This is a genomic window from Arcticibacterium sp. SM2516 (assembly GCF_057914865.1).
Window position 1 is genome coordinate 3,709,201 of the sequence record NZ_CP195290.1, and the last position, 23,413, is coordinate 3,732,613.

The window sequence follows — 23,413 nt, forward strand, 5'->3', positions numbered from 1 at the left end:
ATGTCAGTAACAAAATTGAACTGTATCGCGGTTGATGATGAAAACCTTGCCAGAAAACTGCTGCAAGAAAACATTGAGCAAGTTCCATTTTTGAACTTAGTAAAGGTTTGTAAAAACCCTTATGAAGCCATGGAAGCCCTACAAGAAAACAAAATAGATCTCATGTTCTTGGATATACAAATGCCAGGAATGCTAGGAACAAAATTTTTGGCTAGTTTAAAAGACAAGCCTATGGTTATATTGGTTACCGCTTATGATAATTATGCGGTGGAAAGCTACAACCTTGATGTCGTAGATTACCTTATGAAACCTGTAAGCTTCGATAGATTCTCAAAAGCCGCTCATAAGGCCCTTGATCTATTTAAAAAAGATAAGTCTCCTAGTCAATTACCAAGTGGTGTTTCTATTCCAGCCGAACCTGCTTCTTTCTTTGTTAACGTAGAATATTCTTTAGTTAAAATAATATTTGAAGAAATCACTCATATAGAAGGTCTAAAGGATTATATCAAAATCTTCATCACTTCTCAGACGAGGCCCATCCTTACAAAGTCTACCTTAAAAGGTATTGAAGAAAGGCTTCCCGGTAATTTTATGAGGGTTCAAAAATCTTATATCGTTAATCTTGATAAAATTCAAAGTATTAGAAACCATAGAATTTCGATAGACAAGTTTGACATTCCTGTAAGCGATAGTAATATGGAGGATTTAATGAGTGCTATAAATTATCAAAAGTCTTAGGCTGGATCAGCCTAAGAATCGTGATTGTAGTTCTGGCGTAGGAATACGACAAGATAAACTCTTTCCGAAAATCCTATATCTATTTCTAGCTATAAAATCATAAATACCATCTCTTAAAAAGAGTGGTAAAAAACAAAAAACAGCTACCCACTTAAAATTGGGTAGCTGTTTTGCTATTTGGAATACTGCTTCAGATTTTCTAAATAAATCCTTCCCATCGAAAAATATTACAGACTCAAGCTCTTTCGCCTCCGAATCTAAAAGATTTTTTGCATAGTTAGACTGAAGAGAAGCGAACTTAATATCTCCTTTTTTATCCTGATCTATAATAAAATTGACGAACCCATTGCATAAGTTACACACTCCATCAAATAGAACCACACTCATTTAGAATAACTTCTCGAAAGGTAAACGGCTCAAAATGAAAACTAAAGCCAGTCCAAAGAAAATCAATGTTGACTTAAAGCGTTTTCCATTACCAATACCCTTTTTACTTTTTGCGTTTCCGATGGTCACAAAAATAGCCGCTAAAATACCCATCATCGGATGTTCAACGTATTGCTTTCTAGCGATGGCGTTCTTCATTATACCGCTCATATCTGCGTTACTCATTGCCATGAATAAAAGTACAATACCCAATAACAGCATAGTATGTGTAGCTATAAGTGCAAATAAATTAATCTTTCTGTGTTTGTCTTCCCACACCTTTTCAGACGTAACGCCAGAAACGCCATTAATCGTAGCCCAAGCTACTAAGATTAACGCTATAAAAGCCAAGTAGTGATGACTGGTAAGTAATATGTTCTGCATAGTTTGAAATGTTTTTTGTCAAATTTAAGATGTATATGTTTTCTGATTATTCTTTACCTAAGAAAGATACTGTTTAAAAATCGTCAGACCACCTGTAAGCCGCTATTAACTTTTCTTCCCCTTCTTTTCCATCAAAAAAGTTTCCGTGTTCCATTCCTAAAACCAATCTTTGGTCATCTTTAGCATTCTTTTCATAAATATGCTTAAAAAGGTGTTTATAGTTTATTTCGCCAGTAGTAGGTTCTTTTCTCCCCGGCTCATCACCAATTTGAAAGTAACCTATTTCTTCCCAAGTAAGATCCATGTTTCTTTGAAGCCTGCCTTCATTCCTTTGCATGTGCCACATGTCAAAAAGTATTTTACAAGACGGACTATTCACAGCCTTACAAAGCAAAAAGGTTTGATCTGATGTACGCATAAATAAATCTGGTGTATCTGAGAGCGGTTCCAAAACCATTGTTAAGCCATGTGGTTCCAAAATATCCACAGCCCTTCTTAATGCATCTACCACATTGGCCATTTGAATGCCCATTGGCAATTCTCTGGCAAAGTTCCCTGGAACTACCGTCATCCATTTGGCATTTACCCTTTTGGCTACAGCAACGGATTCTCTACATTTTTTTAAGAAAATTTCTTTCCATTCCACGTCTCCAGAAGCCAAAGAAGTTTTCAAAGGCCAATTATCGAAACTGATCACAAAAACTCCCATTTGCATACCTAATCGAGTCATTTCTTTAGAGATACGCTCTTGGTCAGCTAAGCTTCTGCCCATCATACCATTATCCTCCAATGCTCTGAAACCACGCTCGTGCATGAATTTAATCTGGTCCACAAAATCCTTTCCCGCCGAATTTTGGAACATTCCAAAATGAGGGGCAAAATTTGACTTAAACGGTTTATCAGAATTGCTCAAAAAAGATGCTCCCATAGCTTCATTAGCACCCATAAAAAGACCTCCAGCCGCTAAGCTTGAGGTCGCTATAAAATTTCTTCTGCTTGTCATTACAATATTTCAGTAGGTTGTTTCCTTAAAAATAAACATTTAAAAACTCTTATTTAACCGCAATCAACGAAATTTCTACATTAACATCCTTTGGTAATTTAGCCACTTCAACCGTTTCTCTAGCTGGAGGGTTTTCTGTGAAGTATCTGCCGTAAACTTCGTTAACCTGACCAAAAGTGTCCATTGATTTAAGAAAAATGCTACACTTAACCACATTATTAAAATCCATTTCAGCCGTCTCGAGTACCGCTTTTAAATTTTCCATAACTTGCACTGCCTCTATTTCAATACTTCCTGAAAGAGAAGCATCATAAGCTATTTGACCTGATGCATATAGTGTACCGTTAATTAATACGGCTTGAGAATATGGGCCGATCGGTTCTGGTGCATTTTCCGTATATATAATTTGTTTTTGCATATTATTATAAATTGATGTTTAACTGTCTTTCACAAAACTAAACAGTATTGGAAAACGCTCTTCTTATTTTTATTAAAAATCCTGAACTCGGCAAAGCTAAAACGAGATTGGCAGCTACTTTAGGGAAAGAAAAAGCACTAGAAATCTACCTTTTACTTCTATCTCACACGAGAGAAGTAACCCTTAATGTAGATGCCCAACGCCACCTTTTCTACAGTCAATATGTCAACAATAGCGACGAATGGTGTAATGAGAAGTTTCAAAAACATTTACAAGACCAAAATCCAGATTTAGGGCAAAAAATGTATCATGGGTTTAAGCAGCTTTATGATTCAGGTGCCCAAAAGGTACTTATTATTGGTAGTGACTGCCTTGATCTAACCACTGAAATTATAGATTCCGCTTTTAATATTTTGGATACCTACGATTCGGTCATTGGTCCAGCAAAAGATGGTGGCTACTATAGCATTGGTTTCAACTTCAAGAAACAAGCCATAAATGCGGACGATGTTCTAAAAAAAACCTTCTTAAACAAAAGATGGTCGCATGAAACTGTATGTTTAGAAGCACAGGAAGCTTTAGACCACTTTTCTTTATCCTATGCCCTCCTTCCAACTTTAAGTGACGTAGACGTGCAAGCGGATGTAGAACACCTTTTAGAGATTAAAAACTGCTCGACTTCTCAATAGAAATCGAGCAGTTTGAATAAATATTAAGCCTCTAAAGTGCTCAATATTCCTCTAACATAACCTACAGATTCAGCCAAGCCGTAAATGGCATGGTCTCCATCCTTTTCGTATTCTAGACCTAAAACACCATCATACTCAATATCTATCAATGCCTGCATGATGCTTGCAATATCCATTTTTCCACGGCCTATTTCCACATTCTGACCTTTAGGAATTTGTTCATGAATATCTTTTATATGTACATCAAACAGGCGGTCTTTATATTTCTTTAGCTCTGTAGCAGGATCTAAATTCAACCTAAATGTATGACCTGTGTCAATGCATAAACCAATTCTCTTATCCAAGCCCTTTATCTTTTCATAAACACTTCCTGGAGATGGGAAGATTTCGTCTTCTGGTCCATGATTATGTATGGCCAGCTTGATGTCTGTTTCTTTTACTTTCTTCTCTACCAAGGAAAGTAAATCATGCTTTGGAGCTCCAATAATCATTTTTACACCTGCGGCTTTGGCGTAGTTAAAATACGTCTCCACGTCTTCTGGCGTTTTCATATAAATTACACCTACCCCATAAAGGTTAATTCCTCTAGCCTTTACCTTCGCAGTAATCTTTTTTAACTCCTCTGGAGAAGCCTCATAAGGCAAATGAAAACTTTTAAACGCCACATCTTTAATATCGAGCCTTTGCACAATGTCTATCAGCTCGTCTAAACTATACTTTCTCAGCGAATAGGAAGCTAAGCCTAGTCGTAATTTATGAGCATTAGGTTTAATATTGGATGATGATGTATTGAATGACATGCCGGCTGCAGAAACAGCTCCTATGCCTAAGGTTCTTATAAAATCATTTCTAGAAAAATTCATTTGTTAATTCTTTGGTTGAACAGGACTAAAGTACAATCTATTCCTGATTTGCCCAACTAGGAACCTCAGCTATATTTTCATTAAAGAGCTCATCTAAGTAATATTTCCTTCTTATGGTCCTATTGCAGGCCATAGGATTTTCATTAAAAACATAAACACAGGGTTGATATGGGCCTTCCAAAACCTTAACCATAATGCTTTTGGGTGCCCCACCGGCAAAAAACACTTCCTTATGTTCTCTGTTTAAAAGACAATGCCCAAGTTCATGAAAAACCAAGGCTTCTTTGTTTTGGTTAACGCTATTACCCCAGCAAGAAGATGCCTTACTTATAAGTACTTTTCGCTGTAATTCTTTTGAGCCCTTTGGCCTTTCACACTGCCCACAAAGCTCTTCACTCACTTCACCAAATTCCACAATAAGATTCGTCTTAGGTAAAACTACACCTCTCAAGTCTGCTTCGGCATAAAAAGCATTTACAAAAGATTCAAGTTCCGGCTCCACACTATACATAAAAACAGTCTCTTCCTTCTCGCAGGAGAAAAAGAACATAACGAATAAAAACATCAGGTGCTTTAATCTATAGAGCATTTGGGGTTAACAATTTAATCCATAAATATACGCAAGTGTAATCATTACGAAATTTAGTTAGCCCTTAAACAAAAAAAAACCGAAGGCAAAGCCTCCGGATTTTATATTCAACCCTATTGAAATAATATTATTTTCCGCCTTTTAACTCGGCTTGCAAAATATCCAATTGCTCCCATTTACCAGCCGCGGCTAGTTTGGATTGTTTCGCCCATGTTTTTGGGTCGTGCATTTGATATCTTGGACCGGCAGCGGCAAGAATCTCTTTTAATTTTTTCTGTGTTGCTTTACCTAAAAGCTGAAAAGTAGTAATACCATCGCTATTTAATAGCTCTGCTATTTTCTTACCAACCCCTTCAATTTTAGTTAAATCATCTACATCAGATTTAACAACCACCTTAGTCGTTTTGGTTGCAGGCTTCGCCGCTACCTTTTTAACCACCTTAGCTTTTTTGGGAGCCTCTTCTGGAATGGATATTACACAGTTATCTACTTGGTAACTTCCTACAAAAGTATAATCCTCTGCATTTCCATCATTTACCCATCTTCCATCATCTAGAAGATATCTATACTCGTAAGTTTTTCCCGTTTCCAGTGAAATAGTCGTTTTTAGAGAACCATCACTGGTTTTCTTTAACTCAAAACCATTTCTAGTATCCCAATTATTAAACTCCCCTACTAAAACCCCAGAAGTAGCATCTCCTACTATATCTGCTGCTAATGAAAATGTTATTTTCTTTTTAGTCATTTGTTTAACTAATTATTATGTTACAAATGTTGGAAATTCAAATGGGACAAAAGACAAATGGATTAATTAAATGCAATATTTCTTCGAAAAGTACAATTCTTTAAAAAATACAATCAATTTAAACCCAAATTATCCGCAAATTTCTGACTATTAAGCCGGTTGATGTTCTTTCCTTAAAAGATCATTCACGGTTTTAACCGGATTAAAAGTAATTAAAGGTACCTCTACAAAAAGCGTATTCCAATTTGCCATGGCTCCATTCCATAAACCAGGCAACTCTTGGGCTTTTAAAGATTTTCCACTCAGAGATTTTTCTGTAATAAACCCAGTTTTTGCGTCTCTAAATTTAAGTAAATCAAATTTCTCTCTTTTAAAATCCTTCGTTGAAACGATCAAATCCACTGGATTAAAATGAGTTGCGTTTTCAAAGGTCTCTTTTTGACGAGCATTGCTAAAATTTATTTGAGCTGATTCTACAATCTGAAGAGAAACAGAACCATCAGAATTTTGTGCCCAAAATGGGCCACCCCCAGGCTCACCCACATTCCTCACCATTCCACAAACCCTTATAGGTCTATTAATTTTTTCTTTGGCATATACTAATTTATCTTCTGCCGACCAGTTCCTAAAACCTTTTGGGGGTACTACATTCATTTCTGATTTCAGAAAGCTCAAGGCCTTTTGTCTGGTATAGTCCGAAACCTCCGTTTTATCCAATCTCTTAGCATAATTGAATAGCTTTTTCTGATAGCTAAATAATAAACCAGCCAAAGCTTTCTTATACTTTATAGTATCTTCTTTAAGATGATCTGGTACCACATTATCTATATTCTTAATAAAGATAACATCAGCATCCTGCTCATTTAAGTTTTCTAAAAGGGCCCCGTGACCAGCTGGTCTGAACAATAAACTTCCATCCTCTTTTCTAAAAGGGCTATTATCCATGTTTACAGCAATGGTATCTGTACCCTTCTTTTGTTCAGAAAAGCTAAAGAGAAATTGTACCCCATACCTTTCTTCATACTTTTTCTTTACATCCAGAATCAAGGCTTTGAATCTACTCTTATGTTCAGGAGAAACTGTAAAGTGGAGTCTAACTCTACCATTTCTGTTGGCATATGCAGCTCCTTCCACCATATGTTCTTCCACGGCCGTTCTGGTTCCGTCTTCATACTGATGAAACTCTAATAAACCTTTAGGCAATGAACCATAGTCCAATCCATCACTATTTAATAAACCCTCTAATAAATCTTGGGGTTCTGATTTTCCTCCTGTAACCTTTTTCAAGCTTTCCGAAAAAGCGAAACGATTTATCTCTGACACGAAAGTATCTACAGCTTCATCTTTTTTTCCTTCATCTTTAGCTGCAAATAGGGCCTTAAACATCCTAGATGCGGCTCCTGAGGCTGGAACAAACTTTAACAGCTTCTTTTTAGAAGCCTGTGTATCAAAAAAAGATACCATTTCTGAGACATCTTGGTCATCTAACTTAATAAGGCCATCTCCTATGGTAGCAGCTTTTTTAGCTTTTAAGAAAGGAAAACCATTTTTGAAGTTTTCAACCTGTTCTTCCACGATTTTTAAATCGCTTCCTCTTTTTTCGATCTGTGCTAAATCCTTTTCTGAAAACATTTTTTAGGGTTTATGTATAGAGAATAATGCCTTAAAAATAGTAATGAAATCTTAGAAATGAAGCCAGAAACTTAAATGAACGAGTATTTTTTAAGACCTTTGTTAAAAAAATAACAGTGTTTTGGAAGAAATTTTCATCAATTGCCGCAAGGCATCAAAAGCAGTAGCAGGTTTAAGTTCAGAAAAGAAAAGTGAAATTTTACTGAAATTAGCCTCTAAAATAGAATCTTCAATAGAAATAATTAAGGTTGAAAATAAAAAAGACCTTGATAGAATGGAAGAGTCTGACCCCAAATACGACAGACTCCTCTTATCTGATGTACGTATTCAGGGTTTAGCGAACGCTTTAAGAGCAGTCTCCAAACTGAAAGACCCTGTTGGAGAAGTAATATTAGAAAGAACGCTACCTAACGGACTTAAGCTTCAAAAGGTCTCTAATCCATTAGGGGTGATTGGAATTATATACGAGTCGAGACCCAATGTAACCATAGATGTCGCATCGCTATGCCTTCGTTCTGGAAACGCGGCTATTTTAAAAGGTGGAAAAGAAGCACATTTTTCAAATACTTTATTGGTTTCATTAATCCATGAGGTTTTGGAAGAATTTAATATCCCAACGGCAGCTGTAACTTTACTCCCAGCAGACAGAGCTTACACGCAAGAACTATTGAAAGCAGAAAAATATGTGGATGTTATCATTCCCCGAGGCTCTGCAGGCTTGATAAATTATGTAAGAACCAATTCTTTAATCCCGACTATTGAAACGGGTGCTGGTGTTTGCCATACTTACGTAGAAAAAACGGCAGATTTAGATATGGCTGCGGCTATTATAGTAAATGCCAAAGTAACAAGACCTTCTGTATGTAACTCGTTAGATACTGCCATTATAGATAAAGAAGTGGCCGAGGAGCTGATTCCTAAAATCCTTGATGGTTTTAGAAAAAGCCATGTCGAAGTTTTTGCGGATGATTTTAGTTATCCTATTTTCGAAAAAAATGGCTATGAATTATTACAAAAAGCAGAGCCAGAAGATTTTGGAAAAGAATGGTTAGACTTCAAAGCATCTATCAAAACCGTGGACGACATGGAGGAAGCATTAGAGCATATTGAGGCTAATTCTTCTAGACATTCAGAAGCCATCATCACCGCTAACACCGATCTAGCAGAAAGATTTATTAGAGAAGTAGACGCCGCATCTGTTTACCATAATGCTTCTACAAGGTTTACAGACGGAGAAGAGTTTGGTTTGGGTGCAGAAATAGGTATATCTACCCAGAAACTACACGCTAGAGGACCGTTTGCTCTTGAGAAACTGGTTACCGAGAAATGGATACTAAGAGGAACAGGGCAAACAAGGTAGGTGAAAGAAAAACTATTAGAAATAGCCAGAGAAAAGGTACAACTAAGACTTACCGAAGCTAAAAAAGCAATGGCTGAAGCCCAAAACGCAGCCAATGAAGATACTAAAAGCTCTGCTGGAGACAAATTTGAAACCAGCAGAGCCATGGCTCATAATGATCTAAACTTATATACCAGGCAATGGCACGAAGCCAAAATAGACTGGGATATTCTTTCGATTATAAACCCTGAAACTTCCTATGTGTTAGCTGGCCAAGGAGCATTGGTCAAAACAAATATTGGTGTCTTTTTCCTCAGTGTGAGCATTGGGGTCATTGAAGTAGACAAAATTAAAGTGATGGTAGCCTCTTTAGCATCCCCTATGGGAGAAGCTTTAAAAGGTAAAAAAGCTGGGGAGAACTTTGATTTTCGCGGCAAGGCCATGAAAGTATTGGAGGTTAGCTAAGCCACTGAAAAACTTTAGAAAGCGGTTTTTGCCAAAGCGTATACCACTTTGGTTTGATATTATTTATCTTCCACGCTCTTCTGTCTTCCATATTGGCACGCATTCTATTTTTTATAGACATATTGCTTACCCCCCCAGCCCTCATTTTCATTTGAACATGCGGAATATAAGAAGCCTTTACACCTTCTTTATAAAGCATTCGGAGCATTAACTCATAGTCGCCAGCAGATTTAAAATCAGGGTTAAAAACACCGAACTTTTCATACAATTCTTTTTTTAGAAAAAAAGTAGGATGTGGTGGCATCCAACCCTTCAAAAAATTGTTTTTGTCATATTCATTTGCCTTCCAGTTTCTTGTAACCTTACTTACTTCTTCTGGATCCACATATTCCAAATCTCCATAGACAGCGTCAATTTCAGATTTTGAAAATGCATTCACCACTCTAGATATAACCGCATTATCTGGAAAGAAATCATCAGAATTTATGATTCCAATAACGTTTCCAGTGGCTAATCCAAGGCCTTGGTTCATGGCGTCATAAATGCCCTTATCTGGCTGCGAAACCACTTTAAGTCTTCCTTCATAATTTCTCAACAGCTCCAAAGTTCCATCTGTAGATCCTCCGTCCTTGATAATATATTCAATATCTGAATAATCTTGACTTAGAACCGTTTCAATAGTATGACCAATGGTCTTTACCGAATTATAACAAACCGTAATTAAAGAAACTTTCATTGAGCGTAGCTATATTAAAATCTAGAACTAATATGGAGTATCTTAAAATACTTCAATTTCCGTAGCAAAGATAAGTTTAAGTAATGAAACATTTTTTACTCAAATTACATTATTACAAATAGGCAAATTTTAAATTAAACCATGTTTTTAAGAAAGGTACTTCTCAGCATATTAATACTGTTTCATCTTCAAGCAAAATCGCAAAACCATAATTACCGAAACTTGGTGATGGAAGGCGGAGGGATTAAGGGCATTGCTTATGGTGGTGCAATGTTAGAACTCGAAGAAAATGGCATTTTAAAGAATATCGTACGCGTGGCAGGAACCTCTGCAGGTGCTATACAAGCAAGCCTACTAGCCATAGGATACTCGGCAGAAGACATTTCAGAGATTATTGCTAGCACGTCCGTAGAGACTTTTAACGATGACGGATTTATACCCAAAGGGGCGAAACGCCTGCTTGGAGAATATGGTTGGTTTAAGGGAGACCGCTTTTTAGCCACCATAGAAGGTTTAATTTATAACAGAACAGGAAATAGGAATCTCACTTTTGAAGACCTACACAGACTAGCCAACGCTCACCCATTTAGAGATTTATATGTAGTGGGAGCAGATTTGTCGAATCAACGGTCGGTTATATTCTCTTACGAAACTTATCCTAAAATGAGAATCGCAGATGCGGTAAGAATATCCATGTCTATACCCATCTACTATCAAGCTCTCTGGGTAAACCCTGAAGGTAAAATTATAGATAAGCCCACGCCAGAAGACAGATGCCACTTATTTGTGGATGGCGGTATTTTAATGAATTACCCCATTGAAGTTTTTGATGACACTAAATTCTTAAACGAATGTGTCAATGAAGAAAAGCACATTTTCAATCAAGAAACCATAGGTTTTAGATTGGACAGAAAAGAACAAATTAATCAAGAAGTAAAAAATGGAAGTGGTATAGCTCCGTATGAAATCTCCGATTTTAACTCTTACATGTCTGCCTTATCAAGCATCTTAATGCGAAATGTGAACCCACCACACCCAGAAGATGTTCACAGAACCATTTTCATCAATGACTTAGGCATGAGCCCTAGAGTGAGAAAAGTACTCGAGGAGGAAAAAAGACTTATGATGGACAGCGGCAGAAGTGGCGTAAAAGACTTTCTAGCTCGTACAAATTTAGTGAAAGATTAAACATTACTTTGTAACTTTGGCAGCTCAAAATTTATATAAACTCTATTCCTATGACAAATAAGAAAAATATTATTTTATTGGCTTTAATGGCCACTTCTATATCAGGATTTGCTCAATACTCTAGCACCCCACCAGAGGTTTCTCCAATGCCAATGAAGCCGGAAATGACTGAAATTTGGGAGCCAGAAGTCAAAGTAGTTACACCTGCAAAAGTTCTTGGGGATGCCCCTTCTGACGCTATCATTTTATTTGACGGAAGTAACTTAGACCAATGGGCCAGCCAGTTGGATGCCACAAAACCAGCACCATGGACTATCGTAAATAACGACCACTTAGAGGTAAAGCCAGGTAGCGGTGGCATCCAAACCAAAATGAAATTTGGTGATATCCAATTACACATAGAGTTTTCTGCACCAGATAAAGTAGAAGGTGTAAGTCAGGGAAGAGGTAACTCTGGTTTGTTTTTACAAAAAAGATATGAGCTTCAAATTTTGGATTCTTACCAAAACAGAACTTACAGAAATGGCCAAGCCGGTGCGATATATAAAGATGTAGCTCCTTTAGTTAACGTAATGCGTGGACCATTAGAATGGAACACTTATGATGTCATTTACACCGCCGTAAGATTTAAGCCAGACGGAAGAGTAGACGCACCAGCAAGAATTACCGTTTTGCATAATGGCGTGTTGGTTCAAAACAATACGACTATAGCTGGTTTAACAAACTATATTGGTCTTCATATGTACACAGAAGCCCATGGAGACGATGTCATTGCACTTCAAGATCATGGCAACAAAATGCAGTTTAGAAACATTTGGCTAAGAAAGCTATAGTCCCTTTTCTAAGATATTATAATCAGGGAGGGCCTAGGCTCTCCCTTTTTTAATGATAAATACCGAAGCAAATAACCTATTCAGATTTTGTATAGAACAGCTTTCTATTGAAGAGAAAGAAGCTGTTAGTTATTTATTGTTAGAAGATGCACACCAAATAAGTAAGACAGACATCGTGCTCAATAGAGCTGTTGAAATAGATAAATTTTTACTTCAAAAACAGCTCGACAGGCTAAACAAGAACGAGCCTCTTCAGCACGTGGTAGGTTTCACCTACTTTAGAAATCGAAAGTTTTTTGTTTCTAAAGATGTTCTCATTCCAAGACCAGAAACCGAAGAAATAATTGACCTTATAAAATCTCAGGAATTCACAAACCCAAGCGTTTTAGATATAGGCACAGGAAGCGGCTGCATTGCCATTTCCTTAGCTTTAGAATTAGAAAATACTAAAGTAACCGCTTTAGATGTATCAAAAGACGCTTTGGCCCTTGCCAAGAGAAATGCAACAAGCCTTGCAGCTCAACTTCATTTTATAGAAGCCGACATTCTAAACTACGGCTCTGGAAACTTTGACATTATAGTAAGTAACCCGCCATACATTAGAAATCTTGAGAAATCTGAGATGGCAGAAAATGTTTTGAATTATGAGCCAGATCTGGCACTCTTTGTAGAAGACAATGACCCATTGATTTTTTATCAGGCTATAGCTAAATATGGTAAATCACACCTCAACGCAAACGGCTTCATTGCTGTAGAAATAAACGCCTATTTAGCGGCAGAAACAAAAGCTCTTTTTGAGTCTTATCATTATAAAAACGTATCATTGATACAAGATTTTTACGAAAAAGACCGCTTCGTACTGGCTAAAAACTAGGTCAATATCGTTTTTCGCAGCGAATTGTTTAATTTCACAAAATTCCAAAATTCTAAATGGCAGAAAACCAATATCTTCAGGACAAAATAAAAGCGGTTTTTGAAGAGGTACAAAAAGTAGTAGTAGGACAAGACTATCTCGTCAACAGACTATTGATTGGACTTTTTACGGGAGGGCACATCCTGTTGGAAGGAGTACCAGGTTTAGCTAAAACCAAAACCATTAATACCTTAGCACAAGTGCTAGATTTGGGTTTTAAAAGGCTTCAATTTACGCCAGATTTACTTCCTGCAGATTTAATAGGTACCATGATTTACAATCAGAAGTCTGGAGATTTTGAAGTAAAAAAAGGCCCTATTTTCTCTCAGCTGATCTTAGCAGATGAAGTCAATAGAGCTCCGGCCAAGGTGCAATCTGCCCTACTAGAAGCCATGGCAGAAAAACAAGTAACCATAGGTTCTGAAACTTATCAATTAGACAGACCATTTCTTGTAATGGCTACACAAAACCCTGTAGAACAGGAAGGTACTTATCCTTTACCTGAAGCTCAGGTAGATAGATTTATGATGAAAGTTTTTGTGAATTATCTCGACAAAAACAGTGAGTTAGAAGTGATAAGACGCATGACCAACCTTGATTGGCATTATACACCTCAAACTATTTTAACGGCCGAAGACATCCGTCAAATTCGTCATGAAATAAACAAGGTAAATATCTCTGATATGCTGGAACGGTATATTATTGAGCTGGTATTTGCCTCCAGATTCCCTGCTGATTATGGACTGGATTTAGAAGCCAATTATGTACAGTTTGGTGTATCTCCCCGTGCGGGCATTGCCTTATACAACGCCGCCAAGGCTACCGCCTTCTTTGATGGCAGAGACTATGTTTTACCAGAAGACATCAAGCCGCTAGTAAAAGATGTTTTTGGTCACAGAATTATCTTAAATTACGAAGCAGACGCAGATGGCGTTACCACGGAGCAAATCATTGAAAAGATATTAAAAACGGTGGCAATTGCCGGTAAATAAAAGATCAAGCTTTACGATTTAAAACCTCCGCTGCCTCTTTGGCAAAGTAGGTTAGAATCACACTGGCTCCTGCCCTTTTCATACTGATAAGCATTTCCATCATGGCCTTTTCGCCGTCTATCCACCCATTATTGGAAGCGGCTTTTATCATGGCATATTCGCCAGAAACATTATAAGCCGTTACGGGAATATCAAAATTATCGTTCAGTGCTTTTATAACGTCAAGATAACTAAACGCAGGTTTCACCATTAACATATCTGCCCCTTCGGCAAAATCTAATTCCGCCTCAAATAGGGCTTCCTTAATATTAGCGGGGTTCATTTGATAGGTCTTCTTATCTCCAAACTTGGGTGCGGACTCCAGAGCATCTCTAAAGGGGCCGTAAAATGCTGAGGCATATTTGGCAGAATAAGCCATAATACTAACATCCTCAAAACCGGCGTCATCCAGAGCTACCCTAATGGCACCAATCCTTCCATCCATCATATCTGATGGCCCTATAATATCTGCCCCTGCACTGGCCTGAGCTACAGCCATTTGGCATAGCACCTCTACCGTTTCATCATTAATTATCTTTCCATCTTCCACTATGCCATCGTGCCCATCAGAACTGTAAGGATCCATAGCCACGTCTGTCATCACTGCCAACTCAGGATATTTGGATTTTATCTGTCTTAAACTTTCTAGATAAAGAGTTTCAGGTTTTATACTTTCAGTGGCATACTTATCCTTTTTTTCGTCTGGATAATTTGGAAAAAGGCAAATACATTTTATACCTAAAGACACTACTTCTTCTAGCTCAGCGAGTAACATATCCAAAGAGTATCTGAATATTCCGGGCATAGATTTAATCTCTTCTTTCTTTCTTTCTCCACCCGTAACAAACATTGGAAAAATGAAATCATTGACAGAAAGTGTCGTCTCTTCCACCATTGATCGTATGGCAGCACTTTTTCTGTTTCTTCTAGGACGATGTATTAATTGCATATATTCTCTATTCACTCCACAAAGATAAGGATACTGCCATACCCTGTTGACACAAAAGGCATAGAAAAAAATCTTTTTCAATGTTTTAAGCGTTACTTTGGCGTATCAACTCCATATCAAATATGAATCTTAATCTGTTAAATAACAGTGCCTCCAAGTGGGCGTCTCAAAACATTATTGCGGCACGCTTCCTGTTAATTTTATCAGAAATTTTAAGATTGTCCATTGCTTTTTACCTTGGAAAAACCATCATAGCACCCATTACCGGCAATGAATATCTTTTATTGTGCATTCTACTCCTTTCATTGGTCTATGTCTTAATAAGAAAAAACACCAAAAGAAGGCATTATAAGAGCTTCTTTAAAAATGGCCTCTTGATCATGAGCTGTTCTTGGGCTCTATATTTCTTTACAGGTAGCCTGTTTTCAAGTTTAGACTCGAACAGAAACAGCCATGGTATATTAGCTAATGATGTGCAGCTTAGCCCGAAGAGTGGGCTCCTGGCTGAAACGATGAAGAAAAACAAGGTCCAGATAAAAATAAGAGAGAAAGAAAAAAAGAAAATGAGTTTTTCTACCAAAAGGAAAATACTCTACGGATTTCTCTTTTTATTAAGCCTTCCATTGACCTTTTTTGGTTTAGTAATGGCCTGTAGTCTAGGTTGTTCTGGCTATGTGTTTTGGCCATGGGTTTTCTATATCCTCTCCTTGGGAGTTTTAGCGGCTGGCATATTCTTCTTGATAAAGCTCATTTCAAAAAAGAATCCCAGAAAGTATAAAAACTTAAATAAACATGAGAAATGGAAAGCGTGGAAACCCTTCTTTGTGAGTTGGATTCTTGTTTTGGGGGCGGTAGCCATTTTTCTCCTTTTTGCTAATTAAAAGAGATAAACGCCTAAGGTTAAAAATAGCATAGAAAGTAATGTCAAAATCAAGACAAGCGGCCAAATAAACTTAAGCCATTTATCATAACCTACGTTCACCATAGTAAGTGATGCCAGAATCATGCTGGTAGGGTTTATAAAGGTCATGAGGCCTTGCCCATAAATGTATGTGTTCACTATCATTTCACGCCCTATTCCTACGACATCAGCCAAGGGAGCAAAAATTGGCATGGTGAGCACCGCCATTCCAGAAGAAGAGGGTATAAACAAAGACAAACCTACATAAACGAAGTATAAAATATTAACAAAAATACCTTTCGGCATATCAGAAACTAATCCGGAGCCAGCATCAAGGAGCGTATCTGAAATTTGACCATTCTCCATCAAAACGGTGATTCCTCGGGCAATTCCAATAATTAATGCTACACTTAATAAATCATTGGCTCCTGAAATAAATGCCTTGACAAACTTCATTTCATTGACTCTCCCTACAATTCCAATTAATACCGCTCCTATAAAAAACACGGTTGTCATCTCTAGAAACCACCATTCCAGTACAGAAACACCATAAACCATAATAACAAAACACGAAATGAAAATTCCCAAAACAATTTTTTGATTCAATGTCAGGGGCTCAATCACATTTCCTTTTTTATTAAAGAAAGCCTTTTCTATCTCTTCTTTTTGATCATGGATAATTGAACTTTTAGGATTTAGCTTTATTTTTCTAGCATATCTCAAAATATACCACAGACATATCATGGTTCCAGTTAAAAGCATCAATAACCTACCATTCACGCCTAAAAGCCAGTTAATACCCGCAGCATCCGACGCAATAATTACAGAAAAAGGATTTGTGGTACCTGCCATCAAACCAATAGTGGATCCGATAAAAATACAAGACACCGCTACAATGGCATCATACCCTGCTGCTAAAAAAACGGGAACTAGAATAGGATAAAAAGCAATGGTTTCTTCTGCTAAACCAAAGGTGGTACCTCCAGCCGCCATTAAACAAGTTACTATGATTATCAATAGAAACTCTTTACCTTTTAACAAAGAAGATAAGCTAGCCACTCCGGAGTCAAAAGCATTGGTGCTATGCACTACCCCTATCATTCCTCCCAAAATGAGCACAAATAATATGATATCAATGGACTCTACAATACCCTTTAACGGAGCTTGAAAAAACGCCAATATTCCCTGTGGTTTTGAGGCCGTTTCATGATAACTCCCAGGAATTCCTATGGGCTTCCAAATACTTCCATCTGTAAAGTTTTCTAAAGGTATTTTTATCCCTAATTTATCCAAAGATTCTTGAGTGGCTGGATATTCGCTGTTAGATTCTCCCGTCTGTTTGAATGAATTATTATCCGAATCATACACAAGTCTATCGTATTCCCCAGAAGGCAATACCCAAGTTAAAAGAGCTACCACTGCAGCAATAATAAACAGAACGGTATGAGCCGAAGGAAACTTTATTGACTTCATAAACTAAATAGATTGAGAAATACTAAATAACAGTCCAGAACGAAAAAAAGTGAAGCATTGAACTAAATCAAACACTTCACTTTTAAAAATACTTAAAATATCTCTTCTTAAAGCCCCATTCCAGCGTAAAGCTTTACATCATCTGCCTGAATCACTTCACCACACATAATCACCAAACGTTCTACCACATTGCGAAGCTCTCTTACATTTCCTGTCCAAGGTAGTTTTTTCATTTGCTCCATGGCTTCCGGAGAAAAACGCTTAAGCGGCTGGTCTGTATAGTCTTCGCCTACATCTTGTAAAAACTTTTCTGCCAATGCTGGTATATCCTCTACCCTTTCTGCCAGAGCAGGTACATGAATTGGAATTACATTTAGTCTATGAAATAAATCTTCTCTGAAATCATTATCCGCAATAGCCTGTCTTAAATCTTTGTTGGTAGCCGAAAGTACCCTTACATTAATTTTTATTTCTTTTTCTCCGCCTACTCTCGTAATCTTTCCTTCTTGTAAAGCCCTAAGAACTTTAGCCTGAGCAGAAAGGCTCATATCTCCTATCTCATCTAAGAATAAGGTTCCATTATCTGCTTGCTCAAACTTACCAATACGCTGTTTCACAGCCGAAGTAAAAGCACCTCTTTCATGACCAAAAAGTTCACTTTCAATAAGTTCTGAAGGAATAGCCGCACAGTTAACTTCAATAAGCGGTTTCTTTAACCTATTACTTTTCTCGTGAATCTGTTTTGCCACCATTTCCTTACCAGAACCATTAGGACCCGTAATTAATACACGAGCCTCAGTAGGACCTACTCTATCAATGGTTTCTTTCACCTTCATGATGATAGCGGACTCACCCACAATTTCGTTTTTCTTATAAACTCGTTTCTTAAGCGTTTTTATAACTTCTACGTCGTTGGCTTTTTCAATGGCATTTCTAACCGTTACTAAAAGTCGATTTAAGTCTGGTGGTTTAGTTATAAAGTCGAAAGCTCCTCTTTTAGTAGCCTCAACAGCATTTTCTACATTTCCAAAGGCAGAAACCATCACAAATTGTGTTATGGAGCCTTCTTCCTTGGCTTTTTGAAGCACATCCAAACCCTCTAGTTTGGGCATTTTTATGTCGCAAAGTGCTACATCATAGGGGGCACTCAATACCATCTCTAGCCCCTCCTGACCATCTTTAGCTTCATCAACTTGGTAGCCTTCATACTCTAGAATATCTCTCAGAGCATCTCGGATACTTTTTTCATCATCAATTACGAGGATTTTTGCCATAGGGGTTTCATTAGAATTATATATGATGTGATTCCTATCTAAACAAATCACAGATTACGAGGCAAGATAGTAAAATTTCTATCAAAGGATACCTTGGCAATGATATGATTTACAGCATATACCTATTAAAAAGCACATTGATTGTAAACAATCAAACATTAGGGCAGATTGTAAAAGCTTAAACGTAGATACGTTATCGGTACAATTATTGTAGATCTATTTAATAATGATGGAAGAACTGATTATGAGAAAGGTTTTAAGCAAAATTTTATTATTAGTACTGCTTTACCCTTTGGTAATTTCTTGTAAAAAGAAAAAAGGCGACGTTGACCCTTTTGGAGGAGATTCGGTGTGTCCACTCTTAGCAATGGTTGACGATAAAGGCAATAGTATCACGGATTTTGAATACGTACAATCTAATTTAATGAGAATTTATAGCTTAGAAGACCCTAAAACCACCATGAGTTTTAGATACGACGCCAAAAATGTGATCCAAACCATGGAAGTGGAAAGTAACAACGAAACTCAAAAATTAAAAGTAGAGTATATCTATGATGATAAAGGTAGAGTAAACGAGACCAAAACTAGTATGTCTGGTATTCCTATACAGAAAAATGCTTTCGTTTTAAGTGATGGTAAAATTACTGCAGTGGTGACCACCGTAACGCTATTTGGTAAACAGCTTTCCAGCAATACCAGACTCGTTTATAATGGAGCCAATGTCAGTCAGGTGTATACAAGCTTTGATGGAGAGCCAGAAAAACTGGCTTTTGTGGGAGACAAATATGACGACAAACCACAGTTTAATCCTAAAGCTTATAAAACAGCCGCACTTGGTTTTGTAGGATTAGCCAACAATTTTTTCAGCCTTTTCGGTGAAAACAACTTAGTTTCAGGAAAGATATATGATGAAAATGGCAAAGTAGATCAAAAAACCAGCATCATATACAATTATAACAAGAAAGGGCTTCCTACTACCTCTGAAATAACCACAGAGAGAAATGGGGAAATCACCACAAAAAAAGTTACATACGAATTCTTATGTAACTAAAAGTCAATTATGTGCTACACGACTAATAATCCAGTGTAGATTTAAAAAAGGCCACCCTAGGGTGGCCTAAATTTTTGGCATCTATCAAATCATTATTGATTGATAAGTATATTTCCTTTTCCACTTCCCATAACCACCACTTTAGCATTTGGCGACAATGACAACTCTTTCTGAGCTAAAATAGCTTCATATTGTAATTGCTTAGTAGTTAAAGTAGATGCAATAATTTCTTGATAATCGGCAATACCTCTTGCTTCTACCCTTTTACGTTCCGCTTCTTGTTTCTCTTTTTGAAGTACAAACTCCATTTTCTGAGCATCTTGTTCGGCATTTATTTTTGACTCAATAGCTTTCTTTACAGACTCTGGCAAAGTGATGTTACGCACCAAAAGCTGCTCTAACACTAAACCTCTAGAGGTGAAATCATTATCAATAGCTTCAAAAATCTTGGCTTGAAACTCTTCTCTTTTAGAAGAATAAAGCGAAACTGCTTCATAGTTAGCAGCCAAATCTCTAATTCTAGTTCTGGCAATTGGTCTAACTATCAAATCTCTATAACTCGTACCTAACTCCCTATAAATAGAAGGTGCACTTGAAGGTATGATTCTATATAATACCGTTAGGTCAATAGTAACCTCAAGCCCATCTTGAGACAGGGCTTTAATGGCATCATCCCCATCTTTACTTCCCGCATCATTAATTCCGGACATGGTATAGTTTTGAGTTTTAATGTCAAACTCCCTCACCTCCACCAATGGATTTACAATATTAAGACCACTCTCTAAAGTACCTTCTTGAACATTCCCGAAAAGAGCTTGAACACCTACTTGACCTGGATCTATTTGGATAACAGCCTTAGACAGTGCCCCTAACGCTAAAAGTACAATGCCAGCAATTCTAATAACACCAGACATCCGCTGAAGCGGTGATGTAGGGTTGTTTAGAACAAAACTTGCGATAATGGCTGCAAGTCCTAAAAATAATAATAATGACATATTCTTTCCGTTTGATTGAATTGTCAATTTACAAAATAAAGACTGCCCAAACTACCCAAACTGGATAAAGGGAATCTAACATATTCATACGGCTTTTAGCAATTAAGGTCGGAATTTATCTCATTTTCTTATAAAACAGGAAAAAATCATCTTAAAGCTTACCGTTTTATAAGCTTAGCTAGATACTATATTAATCTTTTTTAGGACGGGTTAAATCTAAGGTACTATCAGCTGCCATTTCTGCCCTAATCCCTTTTGACCAAGCTATCAATTTTGACTTTTCTTCTGAAGTTAAGTCTGCCTCTTCGTGAATTCTTACATAATCGTCGAATGGCATTTTGTTCTCTTCTACTTCCTCTTCTAACTCTTCTAATTTATGATGAGCTTTCCATGGTTCGTAAGCCAAAAATTCAGACATGTCAAAGTGCTTTTTGCCATCTTGGATATGATCATCTAAGTACCAAGCCACAGGTTGAATATTAGCATACCACGGATAAACTGTATTATTAGAATGACAGTCGGTACAAGCTTTTTTCAATATCTGATGCACAGCCTCAGGTACGGCATATTTGGCACTGATATCATTAACAGAAATACTTTCAGAAATATTTCTCTCTGGTCTTATAAATTGAATTATAAAAAGTACTGCTAGAAGAGCTAAAAGAATTTTTTTGATCATTTTTAAGGAATTATTGCGTCTAAAACTACTTAATAATAAGAACAAATAGAAAAGAGGTCTTAAAATTTGGCTTAAACTATGACTAGCACCTCTAAAAAAGAAATCCATTTGTAAATTTGAACGCCCCAATTGAAATAAAAAAAAGATGTATATCAACTCTTCAGGAAAAGAAACTCAGACGTATGACGCCATAGTGGTAGGTAGTGGAATGAGCGGCGGAATAGCCGCCAAAGAGCTTGCAGAAAAAGGGCTCAAAGTGCTCATGATAGAGCGTGGACCTAAAAGAGAACATATTTCAGACTATACACATGCCATGACGGACCCTTGGAACCTGCCTCATCATGGCGGGCTTACAAATGAAATAAAGGATAAGTTTCCGTACATGACTTCCGAAGGTTCTTACCCAATAAATGAAACAAACGACCAGTTTTGGATGCCTTTTGAGGAAAATCCTTATGAAAGAGAAAAACCTTTTGACTGGTACCGTGGCTATGGTGTTGGGGGCAAATCATTGCTTTGGGGACGCATAGCTTTAAGATGGGGTCCACAAGATTTTGAGGCCAATTTAAAAGAAGGTATAGCCATCGATTGGCCAATACGTTATAATGATGTGGCTCCATGGTATTCTAAAATAGAAAAATTTGTAGGCGTGAGTGGACAGGCCTTAGGCTTAGATCACTTTCCTGATAGTGAGTTTCAGCCGCCATTTGAGCTCAACTGCGTAGAGAAAGATTTTCAGTCAAAAATGGTGGACGTATATGGCGATAAACGCATCATAACTATAGGAAGAGTGGCTCACCTGACTAAACCTACGGATGAGCAACGCTCGCTAGGAAGGACCAACTGTCAAAGCAGAAACATGTGTGCAAAAGGCTGCCCTTTTGGAGGATATTATAGTACCAATTCTGGAGCATATCCTGCCGCTATGAAAACAGGAAACCTAACCGTACTCACCAATGCCGTGGTAAGCGAGGTTATTCTGGACGACGTTTCTGGCAAAGCAAAAGGTGTACAGGTGATAGACACCGAAACCATGGAGAGCTCAGAGTTTTTCTCCAAAATACTTTTCCTAAATGCTTCCACCATAGCTACTACACAAATTATGCTCAATTCAAAATCCGACAGGCATCCGAATGGTTTAGGAAACGAGAGCGGCATGCTAGGCAAAAACCTTATGGACCATCACTCAAGAGTGGGTGCCAGAGGAGAGGTAGATGGCTTTTTAGATAAGTATTATTACGGCAGAAGACCAGCTGGCTTTTTTATACCAAGATTCAGAAATATCAATGGCGACAAACAAGACTACGTCAGAGGTTTTGATTATCAGGGCTACGCCAATAGAGCCAAAGGAAATACTGCCGGGCAACCAAGTTTCGGTGCGGAATTTAAGGAAAGTATGTCTGAAGTAGGCGGTTGGGGAGCTGGTATGAGTTCTTTTGGAGAATGTTTACCCTATGAAGAAAACAGAATGTATCTACATGAAAGTCAAAAAGATAAATATGGTATTCCTAAAATAGTTTTTGATGCTGAATTTAAGGAAAATGAAATGAAGATGCGTTTAGACATGGAACAAACCGCTGGAGAGATTCTGGAGGCTTGTGGCGTTAAAAACGTAAGCACTTACCGAAGCGAAAAACCTCCGCTAGGTTTATCAAAACATGAAATGGGCACTGCCAGAATGGGGCACGATCCAAAGACCTCTGTCCTCAATAAAAACAACCAAATATGGGGCTGTGAAAACGTTTTTGTAACCGATGGAGCGTGCATGACCAGTAGCAGTTATGTAAATCCTTCCTTAACTTATATGGCTTTGACAGCAAGGGCGGTGGATTTTGGGGTGAAGGAATTTCCTTAATTATCAAAAGGCTAAAAGAACTTTAAAGTGGCAATATTAAAACTTCTCATAAAGCAGAAAAATTAGTATGTCACGTTTATTCTATTCTGAATGGCGACAAGGTGACAACATGGTGATTTTAGCTTAGGTAGAGATTAACATAAGCGTGCCTATACTTAACAGTAGACGTTTTTGTTTTTGGATTCTTTGACAAATACAACCATAAAAACACAAGCAGATTCATTGAAGCTAGAATGTAGAAGCC

At 37.4% G+C, this 23,413-nt stretch carries 25 protein-coding genes; 11 read left to right on the plus strand and 14 right to left on the minus strand.

Translation table 11 applies throughout. The features are described 5' to 3' along the window. Entirely contained in the window at window positions 1-738 is a 738-nt protein-coding gene (locus ACSBFT_RS15470) for a LytR/AlgR family response regulator transcription factor (protein ID WP_489601302.1), read from the plus strand. A gap of 6 nt (window positions 739-744) precedes the next feature. Here the strand turns inward: ACSBFT_RS15470 and ACSBFT_RS15475 are convergent, their stop codons facing one another. From ACSBFT_RS15475 to ACSBFT_RS15490, 4 genes are all read right to left on the minus strand, one after another. Further along, a complete protein-coding gene (locus ACSBFT_RS15475; RefSeq protein WP_489601303.1) occupies window positions 745-1,125 on the minus strand; it encodes a thiol-disulfide oxidoreductase DCC family protein in 381 nt (126 codons plus the stop codon). Then, window positions 1,126-1,548 (minus strand): hypothetical protein, encoded by a 423-nt coding sequence (locus tag ACSBFT_RS15480; protein ID WP_489601304.1) that lies wholly within the window; start codon window positions 1,546-1,548, stop codon window positions 1,126-1,128. Window positions 1,549-1,621: 73 nt separating this feature from the next. After that, complete coding sequence (locus ACSBFT_RS15485; RefSeq protein WP_489601306.1) at window positions 1,622-2,551, minus strand: hydroxypyruvate isomerase family protein; 930 nt, start codon at window positions 2,549-2,551, stop codon at window positions 1,622-1,624. Between the two features lie 49 nt (window positions 2,552-2,600). Further along, the gene (locus ACSBFT_RS15490; RefSeq protein WP_489601307.1) at window positions 2,601-2,969 is read right to left on the minus strand and encodes a Rid family detoxifying hydrolase; all 369 of its coding nucleotides are present in this window, start codon (window positions 2,967-2,969) and stop codon (window positions 2,601-2,603) included. A gap of 47 nt (window positions 2,970-3,016) precedes the next feature. Here ACSBFT_RS15490 and ACSBFT_RS15495 point away from each other — a divergent pair, with 47 nt between their 5' ends. Beyond that, the gene (locus tag ACSBFT_RS15495) at window positions 3,017-3,658 is read left to right on the plus strand and encodes a TIGR04282 family arsenosugar biosynthesis glycosyltransferase (protein WP_489601309.1); all 642 of its coding nucleotides are present in this window, start codon (window positions 3,017-3,019) and stop codon (window positions 3,656-3,658) included. 23 nt (window positions 3,659-3,681) lie between these two features. Here the strand turns inward: ACSBFT_RS15495 and ACSBFT_RS15500 are convergent, their stop codons facing one another. The 4 genes from ACSBFT_RS15500 to ACSBFT_RS15515 all read right to left on the minus strand — a co-directional run bounded on the left by ACSBFT_RS15500 (window position 3,682) and on the right by ACSBFT_RS15515 (window position 7,487). Continuing rightward, on the minus strand, window positions 3,682-4,521 hold the full coding sequence (locus tag ACSBFT_RS15500; protein ID WP_489601310.1) for a sugar phosphate isomerase/epimerase family protein: 840 nt from the start codon (window positions 4,519-4,521) through the stop codon (window positions 3,682-3,684). 37 nt (window positions 4,522-4,558) lie between these two features. Continuing rightward, window positions 4,559-5,086, minus strand: a complete 528-nt coding sequence (locus tag ACSBFT_RS15505) for a hypothetical protein (RefSeq protein WP_489601311.1) — start codon at window positions 5,084-5,086, stop codon at window positions 4,559-4,561. 151 nt (window positions 5,087-5,237) lie between these two features. Continuing rightward, on the minus strand, window positions 5,238-5,855 hold the full coding sequence (locus ACSBFT_RS15510) for a hypothetical protein (protein ID WP_489601313.1): 618 nt from the start codon (window positions 5,853-5,855) through the stop codon (window positions 5,238-5,240). A gap of 150 nt (window positions 5,856-6,005) precedes the next feature. Then, entirely contained in the window at window positions 6,006-7,487 is a 1,482-nt protein-coding gene (locus ACSBFT_RS15515) for a DUF4301 family protein (RefSeq protein ID WP_489601314.1), read from the minus strand. Window positions 7,488-7,608: 121 nt separating this feature from the next. Here ACSBFT_RS15515 and ACSBFT_RS15520 point away from each other — a divergent pair, with 121 nt between their 5' ends. Together ACSBFT_RS15520 and ACSBFT_RS15525 are read left to right on the plus strand one after the other, a co-directional pair. Then, window positions 7,609-8,847 carry a glutamate-5-semialdehyde dehydrogenase gene (locus ACSBFT_RS15520; RefSeq protein WP_489601316.1) on the plus strand — a complete coding sequence of 413 codons (1,239 nt, stop codon included), beginning with the start codon at window positions 7,609-7,611 and terminating at the stop codon, window positions 8,845-8,847. Beyond that, entirely contained in the window at window positions 8,848-9,291 is a 444-nt protein-coding gene (locus tag ACSBFT_RS15525; protein ID WP_463048856.1) for a transcription elongation factor, read from the plus strand. It begins immediately after the preceding gene. Here ACSBFT_RS15525 and ACSBFT_RS15530 read toward each other — a convergent pair. Further along, window positions 9,284-10,027 carry a glycosyltransferase family 2 protein gene (locus tag ACSBFT_RS15530; RefSeq protein WP_489601317.1) on the minus strand — a complete coding sequence of 248 codons (744 nt, stop codon included), beginning with the start codon at window positions 10,025-10,027 and terminating at the stop codon, window positions 9,284-9,286. The two genes, ACSBFT_RS15525 and ACSBFT_RS15530, sit on opposite strands and share 8 nt — an antisense overlap. Before the next feature lie 141 nt (window positions 10,028-10,168). Between ACSBFT_RS15530 and ACSBFT_RS15535 the strand changes: the two genes are divergently transcribed. From ACSBFT_RS15535 to ACSBFT_RS15550, 4 genes are read left to right on the plus strand one after another with little or no spacing between them, the layout of a single operon-like run. Continuing rightward, entirely contained in the window at window positions 10,169-11,215 is a 1,047-nt protein-coding gene (locus tag ACSBFT_RS15535; protein WP_489601318.1) for a patatin-like phospholipase family protein, read from the plus strand. 50 nt (window positions 11,216-11,265) lie between these two features. Continuing rightward, entirely contained in the window at window positions 11,266-12,048 is a 783-nt protein-coding gene (locus tag ACSBFT_RS15540; protein WP_489601320.1) for a 3-keto-disaccharide hydrolase, read from the plus strand. 52 nt (window positions 12,049-12,100) lie between these two features. Then, on the plus strand, window positions 12,101-12,922 hold the full coding sequence (prmC, locus tag ACSBFT_RS15545) for a peptide chain release factor N(5)-glutamine methyltransferase (protein WP_489601321.1): 822 nt from the start codon (window positions 12,101-12,103) through the stop codon (window positions 12,920-12,922). Between the two features lie 56 nt (window positions 12,923-12,978). Further along, a complete protein-coding gene (locus ACSBFT_RS15550) occupies window positions 12,979-13,953 on the plus strand; it encodes an AAA family ATPase (RefSeq protein ID WP_463048861.1) in 975 nt (324 codons plus the stop codon). Window positions 13,954-13,957: 4 nt separating this feature from the next. On the opposite strand, the gene hemB is transcribed toward ACSBFT_RS15550, so the two are convergent. Beyond that, on the minus strand, window positions 13,958-14,941 hold the full coding sequence (gene hemB, locus ACSBFT_RS15555) for a porphobilinogen synthase (RefSeq protein ID WP_489604844.1): 984 nt from the start codon (window positions 14,939-14,941) through the stop codon (window positions 13,958-13,960). A 122-nt stretch (window positions 14,942-15,063) separates the two neighbouring features. Between hemB and ACSBFT_RS15560 the strand changes: the two genes are divergently transcribed. Beyond that, complete coding sequence (locus ACSBFT_RS15560) at window positions 15,064-15,822, plus strand: hypothetical protein (protein ID WP_489601322.1); 759 nt, start codon at window positions 15,064-15,066, stop codon at window positions 15,820-15,822. Here ACSBFT_RS15560 and ACSBFT_RS15565 read toward each other — a convergent pair. Together ACSBFT_RS15565 and ACSBFT_RS15570 are read right to left on the minus strand one after the other, a co-directional pair. Next, entirely contained in the window at window positions 15,819-17,315 is a 1,497-nt protein-coding gene (locus ACSBFT_RS15565; RefSeq protein ID WP_463048863.1) for a YfcC family protein, read from the minus strand. The genes ACSBFT_RS15560 and ACSBFT_RS15565 overlap by 4 nt on opposite strands. A gap of 107 nt (window positions 17,316-17,422) precedes the next feature. Then, complete coding sequence (locus ACSBFT_RS15570) at window positions 17,423-18,589, minus strand: sigma-54-dependent transcriptional regulator (RefSeq protein WP_463048864.1); 1,167 nt, start codon at window positions 18,587-18,589, stop codon at window positions 17,423-17,425. A gap of 226 nt (window positions 18,590-18,815) precedes the next feature. On the opposite strand from ACSBFT_RS15570, the gene ACSBFT_RS15575 reads away from it, so the two are divergent. Beyond that, the gene (locus ACSBFT_RS15575; RefSeq protein ID WP_489601324.1) at window positions 18,816-19,640 is read left to right on the plus strand and encodes a hypothetical protein; all 825 of its coding nucleotides are present in this window, start codon (window positions 18,816-18,818) and stop codon (window positions 19,638-19,640) included. Window positions 19,641-19,732: 92 nt separating this feature from the next. On the opposite strand, the gene ACSBFT_RS15580 is transcribed toward ACSBFT_RS15575, so the two are convergent. Both ACSBFT_RS15580 and ACSBFT_RS15585 read right to left on the minus strand, forming a co-directional pair. Then, window positions 19,733-20,635 (minus strand): prohibitin family protein, encoded by a 903-nt coding sequence (locus tag ACSBFT_RS15580; RefSeq protein ID WP_463048867.1) that lies wholly within the window; start codon window positions 20,633-20,635, stop codon window positions 19,733-19,735. Between the two features lie 190 nt (window positions 20,636-20,825). After that, on the minus strand, window positions 20,826-21,314 hold the full coding sequence (locus ACSBFT_RS15585) for a heme-binding domain-containing protein (protein WP_463048868.1): 489 nt from the start codon (window positions 21,312-21,314) through the stop codon (window positions 20,826-20,828). A gap of 145 nt (window positions 21,315-21,459) precedes the next feature. Here ACSBFT_RS15585 and ACSBFT_RS15590 point away from each other — a divergent pair, with 145 nt between their 5' ends. After that, window positions 21,460-23,169 carry a GMC oxidoreductase gene (locus ACSBFT_RS15590; RefSeq protein ID WP_489601326.1) on the plus strand — a complete coding sequence of 570 codons (1,710 nt, stop codon included), beginning with the start codon at window positions 21,460-21,462 and terminating at the stop codon, window positions 23,167-23,169. The last annotated feature ends 244 nt before the right edge of the window (window positions 23,170-23,413 follow it).